The sequence below is a fragment of the Vibrio qingdaonensis genome (assembly GCF_026191675.1).
Taxonomy (GTDB): domain Bacteria; phylum Pseudomonadota; class Gammaproteobacteria; order Enterobacterales; family Vibrionaceae; genus Vibrio; species Vibrio qingdaonensis.
The window spans coordinates 32,971-50,785 of record NZ_JAKRRY010000013.1 but is presented as its reverse complement, the minus strand read 5'-3'; the positions used below and the strand labels follow the sequence as shown (position 1 = coordinate 50,785).

General features: G+C 46.0%; 19 protein-coding genes. 4 read left to right on the top strand and 15 right to left on the bottom strand.

The genetic code is table 11. The annotated features are described in order from the left end of the window. From MD535_RS11425 to yiaK, 9 genes are all read right to left on the bottom strand, one after another. Positions 1 to 645 carry a 3-keto-L-gulonate-6-phosphate decarboxylase UlaD gene (locus tag MD535_RS11425; RefSeq protein ID WP_265675159.1) on the bottom strand — a complete coding sequence of 215 codons (645 nt, stop codon included), beginning with the start codon at positions 643 to 645 and terminating at the stop codon, positions 1 to 3. Next, complete coding sequence (locus tag MD535_RS11420; protein WP_265675158.1) at positions 638 to 2,131, bottom strand: FGGY-family carbohydrate kinase; 1,494 nt, start codon at positions 2,129 to 2,131, stop codon at positions 638 to 640. The genes MD535_RS11425 and MD535_RS11420 overlap by 8 nt, the downstream gene beginning before the upstream one ends. Beyond that, positions 2,131 to 2,619, bottom strand: a complete 489-nt coding sequence (locus tag MD535_RS11415) for a YhcH/YjgK/YiaL family protein (RefSeq protein ID WP_265675157.1) — start codon at positions 2,617 to 2,619, stop codon at positions 2,131 to 2,133. Before MD535_RS11415 ends, MD535_RS11420 begins: the two co-directional genes overlap by 1 nt. A 12-nt stretch (positions 2,620 to 2,631) precedes the next feature. Next, positions 2,632 to 3,444 carry a Cof-type HAD-IIB family hydrolase gene (locus tag MD535_RS11410; protein ID WP_265675156.1) on the bottom strand — a complete coding sequence of 271 codons (813 nt, stop codon included), beginning with the start codon at positions 3,442 to 3,444 and terminating at the stop codon, positions 2,632 to 2,634. Between the two features lie 11 nt (positions 3,445 to 3,455). Continuing rightward, on the bottom strand, positions 3,456 to 4,148 hold the full coding sequence (locus MD535_RS11405) for an L-ribulose-5-phosphate 4-epimerase (protein ID WP_265675155.1): 693 nt from the start codon (positions 4,146 to 4,148) through the stop codon (positions 3,456 to 3,458). A gap of 132 nt (positions 4,149 to 4,280) precedes the next feature. Further along, positions 4,281 to 5,255, bottom strand: a complete 975-nt coding sequence (locus tag MD535_RS11400) for a TRAP transporter substrate-binding protein (RefSeq protein ID WP_250618847.1) — start codon at positions 5,253 to 5,255, stop codon at positions 4,281 to 4,283. Positions 5,256 to 5,276: 21 nt separating this feature from the next. Next, complete coding sequence (locus tag MD535_RS11395) at positions 5,277 to 6,557, bottom strand: TRAP transporter large permease subunit (protein WP_265675154.1); 1,281 nt, start codon at positions 6,555 to 6,557, stop codon at positions 5,277 to 5,279. Next, positions 6,557 to 7,042, bottom strand: a complete 486-nt coding sequence (locus MD535_RS11390; protein ID WP_265675153.1) for a TRAP transporter small permease — start codon at positions 7,040 to 7,042, stop codon at positions 6,557 to 6,559. Before MD535_RS11390 ends, MD535_RS11395 begins: the two co-directional genes overlap by 1 nt. A gap of 25 nt (positions 7,043 to 7,067) precedes the next feature. Continuing rightward, positions 7,068 to 8,069, bottom strand: coding sequence for a 3-dehydro-L-gulonate 2-dehydrogenase (yiaK, locus tag MD535_RS11385; RefSeq protein ID WP_265675152.1), 1,002 nt, complete (start codon positions 8,067 to 8,069; stop codon positions 7,068 to 7,070). Positions 8,070 to 8,557: 488 nt separating this feature from the next. Between yiaK and pdxY the strand changes: the two genes are divergently transcribed. Beyond that, positions 8,558 to 9,412 carry a pyridoxal kinase PdxY gene (gene pdxY / locus MD535_RS11380; RefSeq protein ID WP_265675151.1) on the top strand — a complete coding sequence of 285 codons (855 nt, stop codon included), beginning with the start codon at positions 8,558 to 8,560 and terminating at the stop codon, positions 9,410 to 9,412. 65 nt (positions 9,413 to 9,477) lie between these two features. Here pdxY and MD535_RS11375 read toward each other — a convergent pair whose 3' ends face one another. The 3 genes from MD535_RS11375 to ftnA form a co-directional block, all read right to left on the bottom strand. Next, complete coding sequence (locus MD535_RS11375) at positions 9,478 to 10,680, bottom strand: BaiN/RdsA family NAD(P)/FAD-dependent oxidoreductase (RefSeq protein ID WP_265675150.1); 1,203 nt, start codon at positions 10,678 to 10,680, stop codon at positions 9,478 to 9,480. A 190-nt stretch (positions 10,681 to 10,870) separates the two neighbouring features. After that, the gene (uspB, locus tag MD535_RS11370; RefSeq protein ID WP_250618853.1) at positions 10,871 to 11,194 is read right to left on the bottom strand and encodes a universal stress protein UspB; all 324 of its coding nucleotides are present in this window, start codon (positions 11,192 to 11,194) and stop codon (positions 10,871 to 10,873) included. A 68-nt stretch (positions 11,195 to 11,262) separates the two neighbouring features. Then, on the bottom strand, positions 11,263 to 11,790 hold the full coding sequence (gene ftnA / locus MD535_RS11365; protein ID WP_265675149.1) for a non-heme ferritin: 528 nt from the start codon (positions 11,788 to 11,790) through the stop codon (positions 11,263 to 11,265). Positions 11,791 to 12,068: 278 nt separating this feature from the next. Between ftnA and MD535_RS11360 the strand changes: the two genes are divergently transcribed. Together MD535_RS11360 and MD535_RS11355 are read left to right on the top strand one after the other, a co-directional pair. Beyond that, positions 12,069 to 12,494, top strand: coding sequence for a universal stress protein (locus tag MD535_RS11360; RefSeq protein ID WP_250618855.1), 426 nt, complete (start codon positions 12,069 to 12,071; stop codon positions 12,492 to 12,494). 112 nt (positions 12,495 to 12,606) lie between these two features. Continuing rightward, a complete protein-coding gene (locus MD535_RS11355) occupies positions 12,607 to 13,503 on the top strand; it encodes a carboxylate/amino acid/amine transporter (RefSeq protein ID WP_265675148.1) in 897 nt (298 codons plus the stop codon). A 93-nt stretch (positions 13,504 to 13,596) separates the two neighbouring features. Here MD535_RS11355 and MD535_RS11350 read toward each other — a convergent pair whose 3' ends face one another. Both MD535_RS11350 and MD535_RS11345 read right to left on the bottom strand, forming a co-directional pair. Beyond that, positions 13,597 to 14,100 (bottom strand): hypothetical protein, encoded by a 504-nt coding sequence (locus MD535_RS11350; RefSeq protein ID WP_265675147.1) that lies wholly within the window; start codon positions 14,098 to 14,100, stop codon positions 13,597 to 13,599. A gap of 181 nt (positions 14,101 to 14,281) precedes the next feature. Then, the gene (locus MD535_RS11345) at positions 14,282 to 15,061 is read right to left on the bottom strand and encodes a class I SAM-dependent methyltransferase (RefSeq protein ID WP_265675146.1); all 780 of its coding nucleotides are present in this window, start codon (positions 15,059 to 15,061) and stop codon (positions 14,282 to 14,284) included. A 157-nt stretch (positions 15,062 to 15,218) separates the two neighbouring features. On the opposite strand from MD535_RS11345, the gene asnC reads away from it, so the two are divergent. Continuing rightward, positions 15,219 to 15,680, top strand: coding sequence for a transcriptional regulator AsnC (gene asnC / locus MD535_RS11340; protein WP_250618859.1), 462 nt, complete (start codon positions 15,219 to 15,221; stop codon positions 15,678 to 15,680). A gap of 46 nt (positions 15,681 to 15,726) precedes the next feature. Here the strand turns inward: asnC and prlC are convergent, their stop codons facing one another. After that, the gene (gene prlC / locus MD535_RS11335) at positions 15,727 to 17,769 is read right to left on the bottom strand and encodes an oligopeptidase A (protein WP_265675145.1); all 2,043 of its coding nucleotides are present in this window, start codon (positions 17,767 to 17,769) and stop codon (positions 15,727 to 15,729) included. Between the last annotated feature and the right edge of the window lie 46 nt (positions 17,770 to 17,815).

Here is a 17,815-nt window from a genome sequence, read left to right as displayed (position 1 = left end):
CTACCAGTGCTTGCCTATTTCGGAATGAAAAGTCTCTGCAATCTCACAACCATTTTCTCCGGCTAATGCTCTACCTGCGATAAATGCTTTAGCGGAAAGGTGTTTAAACAAATGCAGATCCTCTGGAACAATACCACCAGTTATCGATAGTTCAATTCCAAGCTCTGATAATTTATGCATTTTTTCTAAATCTGCTTCGGTCCAACTGACCCCAGCCAACTCGGCATCACGCGAACGGTGGTAAATGGCTTGGGTAATACCCATGTCGACCCACGCTTTGGCATCTTCCAATGTCCAGTGACCATACAGCTCAATTTGCACTTCACCATTGAATTCGTCCGTCACTTTTTTGGCTGCGCGGATCGTTTCAATATGTGCTGCAGCGCTAACCGTCACCCAGTTCGCCCCCGCTTCCATGGCCAGTCGAGACAAAATCGCACTGGCATCGGTAATTTTCATGTCACAAACAATAATATGATCAGGGTATTTTTTTCTGAGAATACTGACGCTCTCAACACCATGGGCAAAGGCCAAAATGGTGCCGACTTCGATAATATCCAGTTGATTAGCAACGTGCTCTACAGAGGCTAACGCAGTATCAATATCCGTGGCGTCTAGCGCCATTTGTAATAAAGGTTTAGACATCGAACTCATCCTCAAATTGTTTAAATAGTTGTACTAAACGCTGATACTTTTGGTACTTACGTTGGTAGCGTTCAACATTGTCTTTATTCGGTGAAATTCGTGATGACGCAACGCCGAGTGATTGGCAACAAGCTTCTAGCGAAGCAAATTCTCCAGAGCCGACCATCGCCACCATCGCTGCTCCCAACGATCCCGTTTCATCCACATCGGAGACTTCTACCGTCATCCCAGTTAAGTCAGCTAGCATCTGCATCCATATTGGGCTTGATGCTGGACCGCCCGTCACTTTGAGTACGCTGGCATTCGGGAATCGAACACGCATGCGCTGTAAATGAAGGTTATGGCAAAATAAGATGCCCTCCCAAATGGCTTGAATCAGATGACCTTTGGTATGATGCGACTGAAGACCATAAAATCCAGACTTCAAACCTAAACCTTGGTTTGAGCCATATAAGAAAGGCACAAAGAAAACACTGCTGCTTGCCGGCTCGAGCTCTGCCACCAAGCTTTGATTCACTGCATGGTCCAATTCACCATTTTCACCAAGGTAATCAGCAAACCACTCATAGTTACCTGCGGAAGTGGGACTCGCTTCATGGACAATATACTCACCGTCCACGGCGTAATGCCCATAAACAAAGTTATGGTCCTGTTGCGTGACCTGTTTTGTGATTCCTGAAGTGACAGACCACGTGCCCATGACGTAGTTGAGCGTGTCTTCGTTTGAATTAATGCCAGAGCAAATCGCCGTTGAAACCACATCAAACAGCCCACCAAAGACGGGAGTACCGGCCGCTAAACCCGTTTCGCTCGCCACATCTTGAGTAATCTTTCCAGCAGGCTGATCGGAACCAACAATGGTTGGTAACGCATCCCAGACTTCTTCAATACCAAACGTTTCCAGTAAGGCTTTGTCGTACTCGCCAGTTATCGCGTTAAAAAAATTACTTTCCGACATGTTGGTAATTTCCGCGCCCACTTCTCCCGTCAGGCGATAGCGCAAATAATCATGCGCCATCATGATGGCGCCGATGTTGGCATAACGCTTAGCGTCATTCTCTTTTATCCAGCGGATAATCGATACGGGATGCCCTGTCCACAACGTCTGTAAGGTGGTGGGATAAATGGCTTGTGCTTTGCCCTGAGCGAGCCATTCTTTTACGATAGGCAATGAGCGAGAGTCGGAAGACATAATTCCGTAACCAAGGTTTTCGCCTTGCTTATCCAGTAGGTAAACCCCTTTACCTTGTGCTGAAATGCTGACGCCTTTGATTGTGGTCGCGTCGATTCCTGTTGTTTCAATAAGCTGCTTAATGACCGTTACGGCATTGCCCCAAAGAGCGTCGAGATCCCGCTCTACCCAACCTTGTTTATCATTAATCACACTGGCAGAGACACGAGCCAAACCATGCTGAACCCCTTTTGCATCAAAGAGGGCGGCTTTCATAAACGTGCCGCCAGAATCAATTCCGATGTAGTAGTTCATTATTTCGCTTCCAACAAATCATTGTGAATTTTGACGACGAGTTTACGCACCACACCACCAGTACCATTTTCAATATTGGTTACATGAACCACATTTGGCGTGAAGAGATAAAACTGGTGTGGGCTGGCCTCAATGAAATTCAATTGAATGCCATCAAACTGGTAAAATTGCAGATCACGAACCTCGTTATAAGCGTCTGCATTTTTGTGCTGCCCTGAATCCAAAGACCACGCCATAGTTTCTGAACCACGTAATACTATCTGCAAATCAGAGTGGTACTTGTGGACCTCTGGCTGAAAGTTTTCAAGCGGCTCTTTTTCATATTCCAGAACAACAAACCACGCTTGCTTACTGTCAAAATTAGGGATGTCATGACGACCTAGATCTAAGGCATCGAGGTCAATGCGGTTTAAATACCCAAGGATGTCTTGTACAGCCTGCGGGTACGTGGTTGTGATGATTTGCTTTTGGGTAGTTCCAACTAACATAAAACTTCTCTATTAGAATAGCCGCTGTAAAAGTGTGGCAAGACCCGACTCGTGGTCGTTGCTATGGTCTGTCACCAGATTCGCGGCATTTTTGACAGTCTGATCGGCATTGTTCATGGCGATCCCCAAGCCCGCTAGCGTCAACATCGAAATATCATTGTGGTTATCCCCCACCGCCACGCACTCCTCCAAGGTAATGCCCAGCGTTTGAATATAGTGAGTCAATGCGTTGCCTTTGCTGTTACCCGCGGCAGAAAAATCGACACGGTCAACCCAAGAACGTTCGCCATTAAAGTGCGTATCAATACATTCAAGCGCTGAAAATGCATCGATATCGCCACCTTCTACGACGAACTTCCATACATAATCGGTAGATTGAAGTTCTTTCCTAAAGTCATCGACACGTAAAATGCTGGGCTGACTGCCTTCAGGAAAGGATTGCGCCCAAGCAGACAATGCCTCCATATACGCGATAGGTCGCTTGTTTGAATACAGCATTGCATCTCGAACATACATCACCATTTTCAAGTCGTGCTGCTCTGAAAGCTGAATGAACTCGATCGCCCGCGCTTTAGTGATGGCGTTTTCTTTGATAACGCGGTCATTGGCATAGTCAAAAATATAGGTGCCGTTACAACAAATAATTGGCGTGCTCAAGCCTAGCTGCTCGTAATAGGGTTTTGCAGCCACATGATGTCGTCCAGTCACGATCACAACATGCGTTTTCTTAGCCAGATGCTGAATGGCCTCAACCAGTGGCGCACTGATTGTGTGCTGTGAATTTAGCACCGTGCCATCAAGATCCAACGCCAATAATTTATGCATTGCAGACGTCCTTATTTCTGACCGTAGTATGAGTCTTTACCGTGTTTACGGTTATAGTGCTTATCTAGAAGCTCCGGCTGAATCGCCGCTTCGGGGCTAATAGAGCGCGTGGCCGTCGCCATCGCAGCAACCTCTTCCATTACGACCGCATTATGCACCGCGTCAGAGCCATCTTTACCCCATGTAAATGGAGCATGTCCGGCAATAATCGCACCAGGCATAGCTTGAGGGTCTATATGACGTTTAGTGAATTCTTCGATGATTACCAAGCCGGTATTCTTTTCGTAATCCGTGGTAATTTCGTCATGGGTAAGCTGACGAGTACACGGCACATCACCGTAGAAGTAATCCGCATGCGTGGTACCGAGTGCAGGAATGTCTTTGCCTGCTTGCGCCCAAATCGTTGCATTACGAGAGTGTGTATGGACAATACCGCCAATGTTTGGAAACGCTTTGTAGAGTTCTATATGTGTCGCAGTATCGCTTGAAGGGTTGAGATCGCCTTCAACACGGTTTCCTTCTAGATCAACGATAACAATGTCATTTTCGCTCATCACATCGTATTCCACCCCAGACGGCTTTATCGCGATGACGCCATTCTCTCTGTCAATTTCCGATACATTTCCCCAGGTAAATGTCACCAGACCATATTTAGGGAGTTGCAGGTTTGCCGCCAATACGCGCTGTTTTAATTCTTGATACATAATTGTCTACCGAAAGTGCAAATAGATGGGAAAGAAGCGTTGTTATGAATAGATTGCCTAACGGCTTGGCTAAGCAACCTATCCTTTCACCAGTGACGATTCATTGAACCGTCACTGTCATTTCTGTAGCAATTACTGAGCTGCGACTTCAATTTTCTTAATCATGTCGTCGCCGTTTTTCGCTACAAACGCCTTCCAAACTGGCTTAATCGCTGCTTGGAATGCTGCGCCATCCACATCACGGTTCACTTCCATACCGCCCGCTTGTAGGTCCGCAATCATCTTGTCTTCTTTGGCAATACTCAGCTCACGCTGCATCGCAACCGCTTCTGCTGCCACTTCCGTGATGATTTTCTGCTCTTCATCGCTCAGCTTATTGAACTTTTTAAGGTTCATCGTCAGAACAAGAGGAGAGTAAGCGTGTTGAGTCAAGCTTAGGTACTTTTGTACTTCGTTAAACTTGAACGAAAGAGTCACACTAATTGGGTGGTCTTGAGAATCAACAACCCCCGTTTCCAACGCGGTATAGAGCTCAGAGACTGGCAGTTGTTGTGGGTTCGCACCCAGTTCATTGAACATATCATTCAGTGCTTTAGAACCATTAACTCGCATCTGTAGACCTTTCACGTCACTTGGAACGCGAATTGGTTTTTCGTTGTTGGTCATATTGCGGTAGCCATTTTCTGGATAACCCAAACCTTTAAGACCGAACGCTTCGAGGCTAGTCAGCACCTCTTTTCCTGGTTCGCCATCTAATACTTTGTATGCGGTTTCACGATTAGGGAACATGAAAGGAAGAGTGAAAGCCGCAGACTCTGGTAATAGGCCGTTATAGTTATTCAAGCCCACCATTGCAAAATCAACAATGCCTGCACGAGAGCCATCGATCATCTGCTTATCACTGCCGAGCTGACCTTGCGGGTAAATATTGACTTTAATATCGCCGTTCGTACGCGCTTCCACTTCTTTCTTGAAGAACAGAGACAGATCTTGCTGCAGATCGGATTCTGGAGCCGCGTGAGCGAGTTTTAATGTGGTTGCCGACATAGCAGTTGAACTCATTGCGATTGCCGATGCTACCAGTGCTACTTTGAATAGGGATTTCATTATTATTTTCTCCATCGAGGGTTAACCAATGACAAACGACATTGGCACAGTGATAATGCTTGGGAATATGACAAACAATGCGAGTAGCACCATGTAGGCACCAATGAATGGGAGGACCCCTTTCACTGCTGTCGACATCGGTACCCGAGCTACACCACAAACTACGTTTAGAACAGTGCCTACAGGAGGCGTGATTAGGCCAATTGAACAGTTAATGACAAACAACAGACCGAAATACGTTGGATCAATACCCGCCATTTTGATAACCGGCATTAATAAAGGAACAAGGATGAGAATCGTTGGACTCAGGTCCATCACCATGCCAACACACAGCACCAATATCATGATGACTGCCATCAGTAGACGCGGACTGTCGACAAGCGGACCTAACATCTCAGCTAATTGCTGTGGCAATTGAGCCACCGTAATCAGCCAAGCAGCAACCATGGCGCAACCGACCAAGAACATCACCATCGCGGTCGAGCGACCGGCATTCACCACAATGTGGTAGAAACGTTTGATAGTCAGTTCACGATAAACGAACGTTGAAATAAAGATGGCGTACGTTGCGGCAACCACTGCAGCTTCTGTTGGTGTAAAAATACCAAAGCGGATACCGACAATGATGATGACAGGCAACATCAGCGCCCAAATACCATCTTTCAACGCCGCTCGTTTTTCTGCTTTTGTCGCTTTTTCTGCCGTTTCTAGGTTTTCTTTACGAACGGTCCAACGCCAAACAAACATCAGCGTCATGCCCATGAGTAAACCCGGTACGATACCGCCTAGGAACAAGTTTTTAATCGAGATACCACCGGCAACACCTACCAGAATCAGCGGGATAGACGGTGGAATAACGGGGGCGATGATACCACCAGAGGCCAACAGCCCCATGGAAGGTGCTTCAGGGTATTTTGCCGCTTTCATCATTGGGTAGAGAATACTAACCAATGCCGCCGCATCAGCTACCGCCGAGCCAGACAGGCCTGCCAGTAACACCGACGTCATAATAGCAACGTAACCTAGACCACCTTGGCGATGCCCCACGTATGTCGTCGCAAGACGCACAATACGTTGTGACAGACCACCTGAAGCCATGACTTCACCGGCAATTAGGAAAAACGGAATCGCCAGTAAGGTAAAACTATCAACACCATTGATTAACGACTGCGCAAGAATGTCTGCACTGAAAAAGTCCATGTGTACCATCAATGCCATTGATGAAAGCAACAAGGCAAAGGCCACTGGAAGCCCCAGTAAAATAGAGACCAGTAATACGGCTAAGAAAATGGCTAACGTCATTATTCTTTCTCCTCATCTACATCCAGTTGCCATTCTGGTTTAAAAATTCGCACTAAAGCGATAACGCCCATCAGAGCACCAGAAACGACACCGGCTAAATAGAACAACGCGGAAGGAAGACCTGTCAGCTGCGAAATATCTGACCAGTTGGCCATCATTTGACGATAAGAGCCGATATAAAGCATGCCAACAGAAACAAGGATAATCGCCCAACAAATTCGTCTTAGTATCGGGACCGCTTTCGGCAGTAATTTTTCCGAAAATTCAGCCACCGCAAGGTGCTCACCTCGGCGCAGCACAACAGCAGCACCGAGCATGACTACCCATACAAGACCTAAGCGAGATAGTTCAACAGAAGGACGTAATCCAGAGGAGAAGCCGTAACGTAATACGACATTAGCAAAGACGAGAGCAACCATCGCAGTCAAAATGACTGCCATGATGACGTCGATACTATTCCAAATCCACTTCAATACACTTTGCATAAAGTTCTCCCGACCTTCGCTTATATTACAGCGCGGTAATTTGGTTCCAGATATCGTCATGGACTTCGATACCACCCGCTTGAGCGTGCTTATCGATAAAGTTTTGGATCTCTGAGCCAGCAATCATGACCGACCCTGTTTCTGCAGGTTCTGATGCAAGAACATAATCACGGATACGCTTCATTTCTTGAGCGTATTGGCCTTTGTCCATGGTTTTGCTTAAATCAATGGCAATGAGGAATTGAGAGACACCAAACTCGCCACCCATGTCTTCCGTCAGAGCAGGGACTGAGTTACCACCCGTAATCGCAGTTAGCATCATATCGAGTACGATCGCCATTGAAGAACCCTTCCAAAAGCCCATTGGCAACAGACGCTTGTTTTCCCAAAGCACATGTGGGTCTTTGGTTAGCTCACCGTTATCATCAAAGCCGCCCACAACAGGGAGCTCTTTGTCTGCTAATACAAAATTCTGTAGTTGTCCGTACGAGAACTGTGTCATTGAGCAGTCAACCAATACCGGTGGATCACCAGCAATGGCCATAATGAGCGGGTTTGAACCCACACGGTGATCCTTACCACCCCACGCAGGCATAACTGCAATAGAGTTTGTTGACGCAATACCCGCAAAACCTTCACGAGCCATTTTCAGAACATACGCACCACCACGCATCCAGTGGTTAGAGTTGCGCATGCCGACCATGCCAATACCGTACTCACGCGCCAGTTCCATCGCTCGTTCTGAACAAATCAAACCATTTAATACACCTGGACCGAAATTACAGTCCCATTGCTCTAAAGCGCCCATACTATTGACACATTCAGGTAACTCATTGAGCTTAATTTGGCCTTTGTCGACTTGCTCGATAAACACAGGAAAACGGTTAATACCGTGAGAGTAAGTGCCTTCATTGGCCATTTCGACAAAACCTGCAGCGAGTTTTGTTGCCATTTCAGGCTGCATATCACGAGCTAATAAAATTCTTTCATATTCGCTTTGAAGCTGTTCAATTTTGATTAAAGGCATTGTCTTCTCTCTAGTGAATTCCATAATACGGAATTAAGTGTTGATCAAATTCCATTTTATAACACTATGAAAAGGCTTTTTTTATGAAGCTGACCATAATTTTCTTTTAAGACACTGTTTTTATTGATATTAATATTTCAGCAACAAAATGTGACCAATATGGCAAATATTCAATCACAACCAACACTAATGATAGAATTACAAATAGCCGTCACAGAAATGGATATCTGACTATGCTTGACCCCAAGTCAAAATAAGCAAGTGTGCGCATAGTCACTTGACGCATAACGGGCGCGTCTGAAAGGTCGTCATTCACAAATAAATAAGAACAAGCGATGGGTTAAGAAAGCAGCACCCCACGTTTTAATCATGTTTAAGCGAAGAAACTATGCAGATAGTATGGATATTGCGACACCTACCGCTTGTTTGAATACACTTTCACACCCATATTAGTCAGGGTACTTACTATTCAATCATCAGGAGCCACCATGAAGGGCGTTATCTCCATTCAATCCCATGTTGTCTATGGTCACGCTGGCAATAGCTCAGCCACTTTTCCCTTACAACGAATGGGGTTTGAAGTCTGGCCTATTCATACCGTTCAGTTCTCCAACCATACCCAATATCAACAAGGTTGGACTGGGCAAGCCTTTTCCGCGCAAGACATCAACGCTTTGATCACCGGCATCGACAATATTGGTCAACTGGCTAATTGCCAGGCGGTTTTATCGGGCTACCAAGGCAGTGCTGAGCAATGTCTTGCTGTTATTGAGGCGGTGAACAAGGTCAAAGCACAAAGCCCAGACGCGATCTATGTTTGCGATCCCGTGATGGGCTCGCCAGAGAAAGGGTGCATTGTGCCAGCAGGTACAACGGAACACTTAGTCAAACGCGTCATGCCAATGGCCGATGTGATCGTGCCCAATCAATTTGAACTAGGGCAATTCGCTGACATGGCGATTAATAACCTCGAAGATGCGGTCACTGCGTGCCATAAAGCCTTAGCGAAGGGACCAAAGATGGTACTGGTTAAGCACCTGCATAGTGTGTCGAATGAAAAGTTCACCATGATGCTAGCGACGAAACAAGGCTGCTATATTGCCCAGCGCCCGCATCTAGATTTTGATAAACAGCCGGTCGGAGTTGGCGATCTCATCTCTGCATTGTTCACTGCGGGTCTGTTAAAAGGTTGGTCGCCAGAGCAGGCGTTTGAACATGCCAATAACGCCAGTTATGGCGTGCTAAAAGAGACACAAAATCGTGGGGAATGGGAGCTACAAACCATTGCTGCGCAGCAAGAGTTTATTGCGCCAAGCGAGGTCTTTCCGATACAAAAAGTGTAGTTCAACATCACTAGGACACGGCTCTATTAGAGCCGTGTCACTCGATAATAAGAGGGGATAATGCGTTAAACGTGTTGCCCCGCAACAAACCCAGAGGACCAACACCACTGGAAATTATATCCGCCCAACCAGCCAGTCACATCCATCACTTCGCCAATAAAGTACAAACCCGGGACGGATTTACATGCCATGGTTTTTGAAGATAGATGATCGGTATTCACGCCCCCTAAGGTCACTTCAGCGGTGCGGTAACCTTCAGTACCATTAGGTACAATCTTCCACTGCTCAAGCTGGCGTACAATATCGGCCATTTCTTTCGGGTTAAACTGCTTTAACGGCTTATCGGCAAACACTTTTCTTTCGATGAGAAGCTCAACCAACCGTTTAGGTAGCACTCGGGCTAAGGTGTTTTTTAGGCTTTGATTTGGATGATTTTCACGAGTAGATGACAGGAGCTCATCCACATCTGAATTTGGCACTAAGTTAACCGTAACTGGTTGCCCTGGCTTCCAAAATGAAGAAATTTGCAACACAGATGGCCCTGATAAACCACGATGGGTAAACAGCAATGCTTCTTTGAACATTGTCCCATCCACTGCGGTGATTTCGGCCGGAATAGCAATCCCGGACAATTCAGCAAAGTCCTCTTTATCTTCTTTGTGTAGCGTAAACGGCACGAGACCCGCTGACGTTGAGATAACCTCTAACCCAAACTGCTCTGCCACTTTATAACCAAACGGGGTCGCGCCTAACTTTGGCATAGATAAGCCACCCGTGGCGATCACTAGCGAGTCACACTCGATGACGGCATTACCCGCATTAGCACTGTCGGCGTGAAATGAGAATCCACTGTCTGTTTTGGTGATGGAATGTACATCCGTTTGATACTGGAAGCGAACGGTCGGCAGATCGCATTCATCCAATAACATTTTGACGATTTCTTTTGCCGAATCTAAGCAGAAAAGCTGACCGTGATCGCGCTCTTCAAACTCAATCCCATGCTTACAAATCATCGAGATGAAGTCCCAATGAGTATATTGCGATAACGCCGATTTTACGAAATGACGATTCTGGCATAGGTAGTTATTTGGCGTCACATCGTAATTGGTGAAGTTGCATTTACCGCCACCAGAAATGAGAATTTTTCGACCTGGCTTCTTGGCATGATCAACAACCAGCACACGACGTCCGCGCTTGCCAGCTTCCGCTGCACACATTAACCCGGCAGCTCCAGCACCAATCACCACCACATCAAATTTATTGCTCATAGCTTTACTCTACCGACACACAAAATGGAATCAACAAAAAAGGATGTGCCAAAGCACATCCTTATCTCTTATTGCTCGCCATTGTAGCGAGTCTTTTTGGTATTGCAATCTTTCGCGCCCAAGCAATCCGGTTACGATTAGCCAAGGGTTGCTCAGTTACGTGGTGTTCAAACCAACGTCATCCCCAACTCTACAGCAAAAACGCCGCAAATAATGACACACCTGCCAATGCACACGACAAGACAAACAGCTCTCTCACTCGATTACACTTGGAAATAAACACTTCATCATGGTGATGATAATACTCCTTAGTCTTGAGATAGGAATACAATCGAACCTGTTTGGTCATATTACCGTGTGTGGTAAAAAATCCACCGCCATCCACTTGCTGATATAGCAGAGGGTGCGCTTCACGCATGATATAAATAAGTGAGCGTAGTGCAGTCAGATATCTTGCCATATTGACTGACGTAATGAGCATCAATGCTAGTAGAATAGTGTCGCCACTGATCATCTTTTCCTCCCTACCTCTTCCAAGATACCCAAGAGAAAAAGACGATCTAACGGCTTTTTTCGCTGATGTTACACAGCGGGGGTATCCATAATGGAAGAAGAACCTTCTTTTGCTAACATCGCTAAATCTTTGTCGATAAAGAACAGAGCCTGTCCGTTTTCACCAACGAGTTCTAGCTTATCTAAGATCCCTTTAAACAATTTTTCTTCTTCGTGCTGTTCAGCAACGTACCACTGAAGAAAATTAAACGTCGAGTAGTCTTGGGCTGAGAAAGCGACATGAGCGAGCTTGTTGATTTGCTCGGTAATCATTTGCTCATGCTCATACGTTTCACGGAAGACATCACCTAAACTAGTAAAATCATGTTTAGGGGCAGCAATCGCGCCAAGAATAGGCAGTGCACCAGTCTCACTTACGTAAGTAAAAAGACGCTGCATATGCTCCATCTCTTCTACAGCATGCTTACGTAAAAACTCTGCTGCGCCTTCAAATCCTTTGTCTTCACACCAAGCACTCATTTGTAAGTATAGGTTGGATGAGAAAAATTCGAGGTTTATTTGCTCGTTTAGATGTTCAACCATTGCTTCTGAAAGCATGCTCTACTCCTAGTTTCATAGCTTCAATTAACGCTACTATAACATAACATTTTGCGGAGTATTGCTTCATCCATCCATTCTTACCACTGAGTAAGACACTGCACTCTTAATTTCAGTCTAGAAAACTTGAGCGATTTTGCGCACTATTTATTGTCTTGTTGTTGAGAAAATACTCTTGAGATTATTACGTCACGACAGTGAATTGAGATCATCTCAACACATTTTTTGCCAACACAATGCTATGTTATAACGAGAACTTACGTCAGAAGGAGTGCGTTATGGGCTATAAACATATCTTGGTCGCATTGGATCTCTCAGAAGAAAGTAAACTGCTTATCGATAAAGCGGTATGCCTAGCCAAGCCACTCAATGCTCAGGTATCTTTTATTCATATCGATGTGAACTATGCAGAGCTTTATACGGGTTTGATTGATCTTAATATGGCTGAAACCCAACATCAGGCAATGGAAGCATCCATGCGGCAGCTAAAAGATTTTGCCGACTATGCTAACTACCCTATCAAACATTCTTTAGTAGGAAGTGGCGACCTCAGCAACGAATTAACCGACACCATTGGAGAATTCAACGTTGACCTTGTCGTATGCGGTCATCATCAGGATTTTTGGAGCAAGATTTTATCGTCCACTCGACAGTTGATAAATACCACGCCTGTCGACCTTTTAGTGGTGCCGATTAAAGACTAACCGTCTTCATCCAACAAGGCTTCCAATAGGAAGCCTTTCTTATCCGCCCACTTTCCTTGTTTTAAGGTGATATAATCACCACCCCATTCAAAACAAGCACTTAATCACAGTTATGAGTTACCTTTATTCCATCACCCTTTTATGGGCCTTTTCCTTTAGTCTGATAGGCGTTTACCTAGCCGGTCAGGTCGATTCTTGGTTTTCGGTATTGATGCGAGTGGTCTTGGCCGCTGTGGTCTTTCTACCGTTCACTAAATTCAAGTCTGTGCCCAAAACGTTGATGGCAAAGCTAATGGCGATAGGTGGAATACAGCTAGGGTTAATGTATTGTTTTTATTATCAGTCGTTTTTACTGCTGTCCGTACCTGAGGTTTTGCTGTTCACGGTATTTACCCCTATCTATGTGACACTATTTTATGACCTACTCAAAGGTCGCTTTTCACCGTGGTACTTAGTGACCGCTGCGATCGCGGTTAGCGGTGCAGCTTTTATCAAATTCGCGGGCATCAATGATAACTTCTTAATGGGCTTTCTTGTGGTTCAGGGGGCAAACCTATGCTTTGCCATCGGACAAGTGAGTTACAAATACGTGATGGAAAGTGAAACCATTGAGCTACCTCAACATTCTGTATTTGGCTATTTCTATCTTGGGGCCACCGTGGTGGCAACCATCGCTTTTGCGATTTTTGGTAGCTTTGAAAAATTACCCACCACCATGACTCAGTGGGGCATTTTGGTTTACTTAGGCACGATTGCGTCTGGTTTAGGGTATTTTATCTGGAATAAGGGGGCGTGCTCGGTCAATGCGGGAGCACTGGCGGTGATGAATAACCTACTGGTTCCGGCTGGCTTGATCGTCAATATCGTGATTTGGAACCGAGACGTTGACATACCGAGATTGTTAATTGGTGGTGGGATAATTTTGCTGTCTTTGATCGTCAACGAGCGCTGGGTGAAACCTCGCGTAGAAGCGCAATACCGAAGCCAGTCCGGCATAACAAAGCAATAAGTCTGTACAGCAAAGCGCTCTCTACGATAAAGAACGCTGTCCAAGCAAGAGTGTCGCACAACAACTCATCGTCGTTTCACAACACGTATAATATTAATGCAGCTGCTCGGGCTGCATTTTTTCTAGCTGCTGACTAACCAGCATTTCTGCATGATGGTACTTTTGTTCAAGCTGGCTTTGTTTACGCGCCAGTTTTTGGCTCTTCTTGATTATTTTCTGCAGCTTCTTCTGCATCTTGTCCTGTTTTTTTAGCGCTTTCTTCGCGCGTTTTAACGCTTTCTTATCACTACCTTCTGACTCCTGCATCATAACAACGTCTGACTCAGATACTACCGGCTCTGAGGCGATAGCTTGTTCTAAACTGATTTCTTCTTTTGTCATGCCCTCAAGCAATAAACCACAGGTAAGTTTCTCTTTTGCTGGTTTTACTTGGCAACTCATCGGTGGGATCGCGGCTGGCTTACATAACGTTGAGCTATCGGCAGAAGAACGAGAGCAAGAGCGACAAAGAAATTTAGGCTCAGCAACGAGGCGATGAATATCCCCTAAATTTGCATTGATGTCATGACGATTTAACTTACAAAGACGCTTAGCCATACAACCCTCCAGCTAACCAAGATCCGCAAGAGCAACCAATAACGGCCACTCCCAATATCGGCTACTTAAAATAACGAATAATAATGATTCTTAGTTAGATATACAGCCTAATGAGACTGGTGACAAGTAACTTACGCAAGTTACATGGAGGGGTTTAGTAACAAAGTACGCCGAGTTAGGTTTAACTCATTGATGCATTAACATAAACATCAAACCGATTTTTTTTGGTTTCAATCGCCATTGTCGGTTTTTTCTCATCGAGCCAATTCGCGTAATCGGGACGCTTTACCACCACGCGCTTACTCGCTAATCGCAGGGCCGGCTCCAATAGGCCATCAGCATCCATATCAGCACCAACCAAAGATTGAAAAACTCGCATCTCTTTTTTGACCAATGCGCTTTTTTTCTTGCTCTCAGGGTGTGGGTACATTGGATCCAAATACACCACATCGGGCTGTTGGAAATCCGGGTCATCGGCAAGACCCGTTAACGCATCTAAGCTTGAAGCATGAAGTAATGACATGCGCTCGGATACCCAAGCGCCTATCTCTGGATCTTGCTTAGCGCGTGCTAGCCCATCATCAAGCAGTGCAGCAACGACGGGGTGCCTTTCAACCATTTGCACCTTACAGCCAAGCGACGCTAATACAAACGCATCTCGCCCTAAACCTGCGGTGCCATCGAGCACTACGGGCGTTGCGCCTTTATTCAGCCCAGCAGCTTTCGCTATTGCCTGCCCTTTTCCGCCACCAAACTTGCGACGGTGCGCCACCGCTCCGCTGGCCAGATCCACAAAAATAGCGCCCAACTTGGGCTCATCAAGTTTACGCAGTTCTAAGCGCTCTTCCGTCAGTACCAAAGCAAATTCACTGTCATCAGATGCGTCCAATCCCCAACGTTGTGCCAACTGGTCGAGTTCACGTTGGCGCGGGGAATATTCACAGATAAGTTGGATGTGCAAGGTTGGCTCCGAAAAGGTTTAAAGTAACGCAGCAAGTGTACATGAAGTCCATCCGTCTACCAATAAGCGTGATCCATACGCAGACGGCCTCAACATTTTAGTGCTAAGCTCTACAGCCTCTTTATTGTCAATGACGGCCTAAAATTAAGGATTCACTATGCACAGCGTCAATGGGTTAGATGATCTCGACAAGGCGATTCTAAAAACACTGATGGAAGACGCACGACGCCCTTATGCTGAAATGGCAAAAAGCTTTGATGTCAGCCCTGCCACTATTCATGTTCGCATTGAAAAAATGAAAGCAGCCGGCATCATTGAAGGCACTGAGGTGGTGGTGAACACCAAAAAGCTAGGCTACGACGTCTGTTGTTTTATTGGTATTAATCTCTACGCGGCGCGTGATTACCACTCTGCATTGGAAAAGCTCGACGCACTCGATGAAGTCGTTGAGGCTTATTACACCACCGGTGCTTACAACATCTTCGTCAAATTGATGTGCCGCTCGATTGAAGAATTACAGCACGTACTCATTAATAAACTTCAAGCGATCGATGAAGTGCAGTCTACAGAAACGCTGATCTCGTTACAAAACCCGATCAGCCGCAATGTCGACCCATAAAAAAGCCTCTCACGTGAGAGGCTTTGTCATTTAGTCATAGTGTGTTTTAGGCGCTGATGCCAGAATGACGCAGTAGCGCATCAATTTGAGGCTCTCGACCTCGGAATCGTTTAAACAGCTCCATCGGCTCTTCACTTCCGCCCATTTCTAAAATGTTATTCAAGAAGCTTTGTCCGGTTTCTTTGTTAAAAATACCGTCCTCTTCAAAGCGTGAATACGCATCGGACGAGAGGACTTCCGCCCACAAATAGCTGTAGTATCCCGCACTATAGCCACCAGCAAAAATATGGCTGAAGCTATGAGAGAAACGGTTCCACTCTAGGCTTGGTAACACCCCAACTTTAGACTTAACATTGGCTAACGTTTCCAGCACACGCGCACCGATTTCTGGGTCATATTCCGTGTGCAACGTAAAGTCGAACAAGCCAAATTCAAGCTGACGTAGAATAAACATAGCGGATTGGAAGTTTTTCGCGGCCAGCATTTTATCTAGCATGGCTTTTGGCAGCGGCTCACCCGTTTCATAATGCCCAGAGATAAACGACAGCGCTTCTTCTTCCCAACACCAGTTTTCTAAAAACTGGCTTGGTAATTCAACCGCATCCCAAGGCACGCCATTAATACCAGACACTGCACCAGTTTCAATCTGAGTCAGCATGTGGTGAATGCCGTGTCCCGTTTCATGGAATAACGTCACGACTTCATCATGAGTAAACAGCGCAGGCTTATCGCCGACCGGTTTATTAAAGTTACATGTTAGGTAGGCAACGGGGGTTTGCAGCTCTCCTGCAAGATTAGTGCGTCGTACACGGCACTCATCCATCCATGCGCCGCCACGTTTGTGCTCTCGCGCATAGAGATCTAAATAGAAGCTACCGCGTAGCGTGTTTGAGGCGTCAAAGATATCAAAGAATCGCACAGACTCGTGCCATGTATCGATGCCCTCACGCTCTTGTACTTGCATGCCAAACACTCGATTCAGCACTTCAAACAAGCCACTCACCACTTTTGACTCTGGGAAGTAAGGGCGCAGTTCTTCATCAGAGAACTGGAACAAGTTTTGTTTTTGCTTCTCGCTGTAATACGCGATATCCCACAAGTTAAGCTCCGTCACACCGCACTCTTTTTGTGCAAACTGACGCAACTCTTCAACTTCACGCTCACCTTGCGGTTTAACTTTCGTCGCTAAATCGTTCAAGAAGCTAAGCACTTGTCCTGGGTTTTCAGCCATTTTAGTCGAGAGCGATTTTTCACTAAAGCTACTAAAGCCTAATAAACGCGCGATTTCATGACGCAATTTAAGCTGCTCAGCAATAATTTCCGTGTTATCCCACTTCCCTGCGGTTGGACCACGGTCAGACGCGCGTGTGACATAAGCCTCGTATAGCTCTTTGCGCAGCGCTTCATTATCACAGTAGGTCATCACAGGAAGGTACGATGGAATATCCAACGTGAGTAGATAGCCATCAAGCTCTTTTGATTCCGCAGCAGCTTGCGCGGCCGCCAACGCCGATTCTGGCATCCCTGCGAGCTGTGCTTTATCTGTAATATGCTTGTTCCAACCCATGGTGGCATCGAGCACATTGTTCGAAAATTGCGAGCCTAGCTCAGACATACGTTTGCTGATTTCACCATAACGATGTTGCTCTGCCGCTGGAAGGCCAATTCCCGACAATTCAAAGTCACGCAATGAATCTTGGATGGTCTTCTTTTGAGCTTGCGTGAGCGCTGCATACGCATCGCTGGCTTTAATCGTTTTATACGCCTCGTATAACCCCTTATGTTGACCGACCCATGTGCCGTACTCAGACAAGATAGGCAGGCAGCTTTCATAGGCGTCACGAAGCTCATCGCTGTTCATCACCGAATTCATGTGGCTGACTGGTGACCATAAGCGACTCAGACGATCGTCAATTTCATCAATGGGTGCAATCACGGAATCCCACGTTGGCGTCTCATTTTCTGCCAACACTTGATCGATTTTACTGCGGCACGCTTCAATCGCTTGCTCGACAGCCGGTTTTACGTGTTCTGGCTTAATCTGTGAAAAAGGAGGTAAGTCAGTAAAACTGATTAACGGATTAGACATGCAGCATCCCTTTTAAGTGTTTGGGTCCTTCACTTTCTCCTAAGAA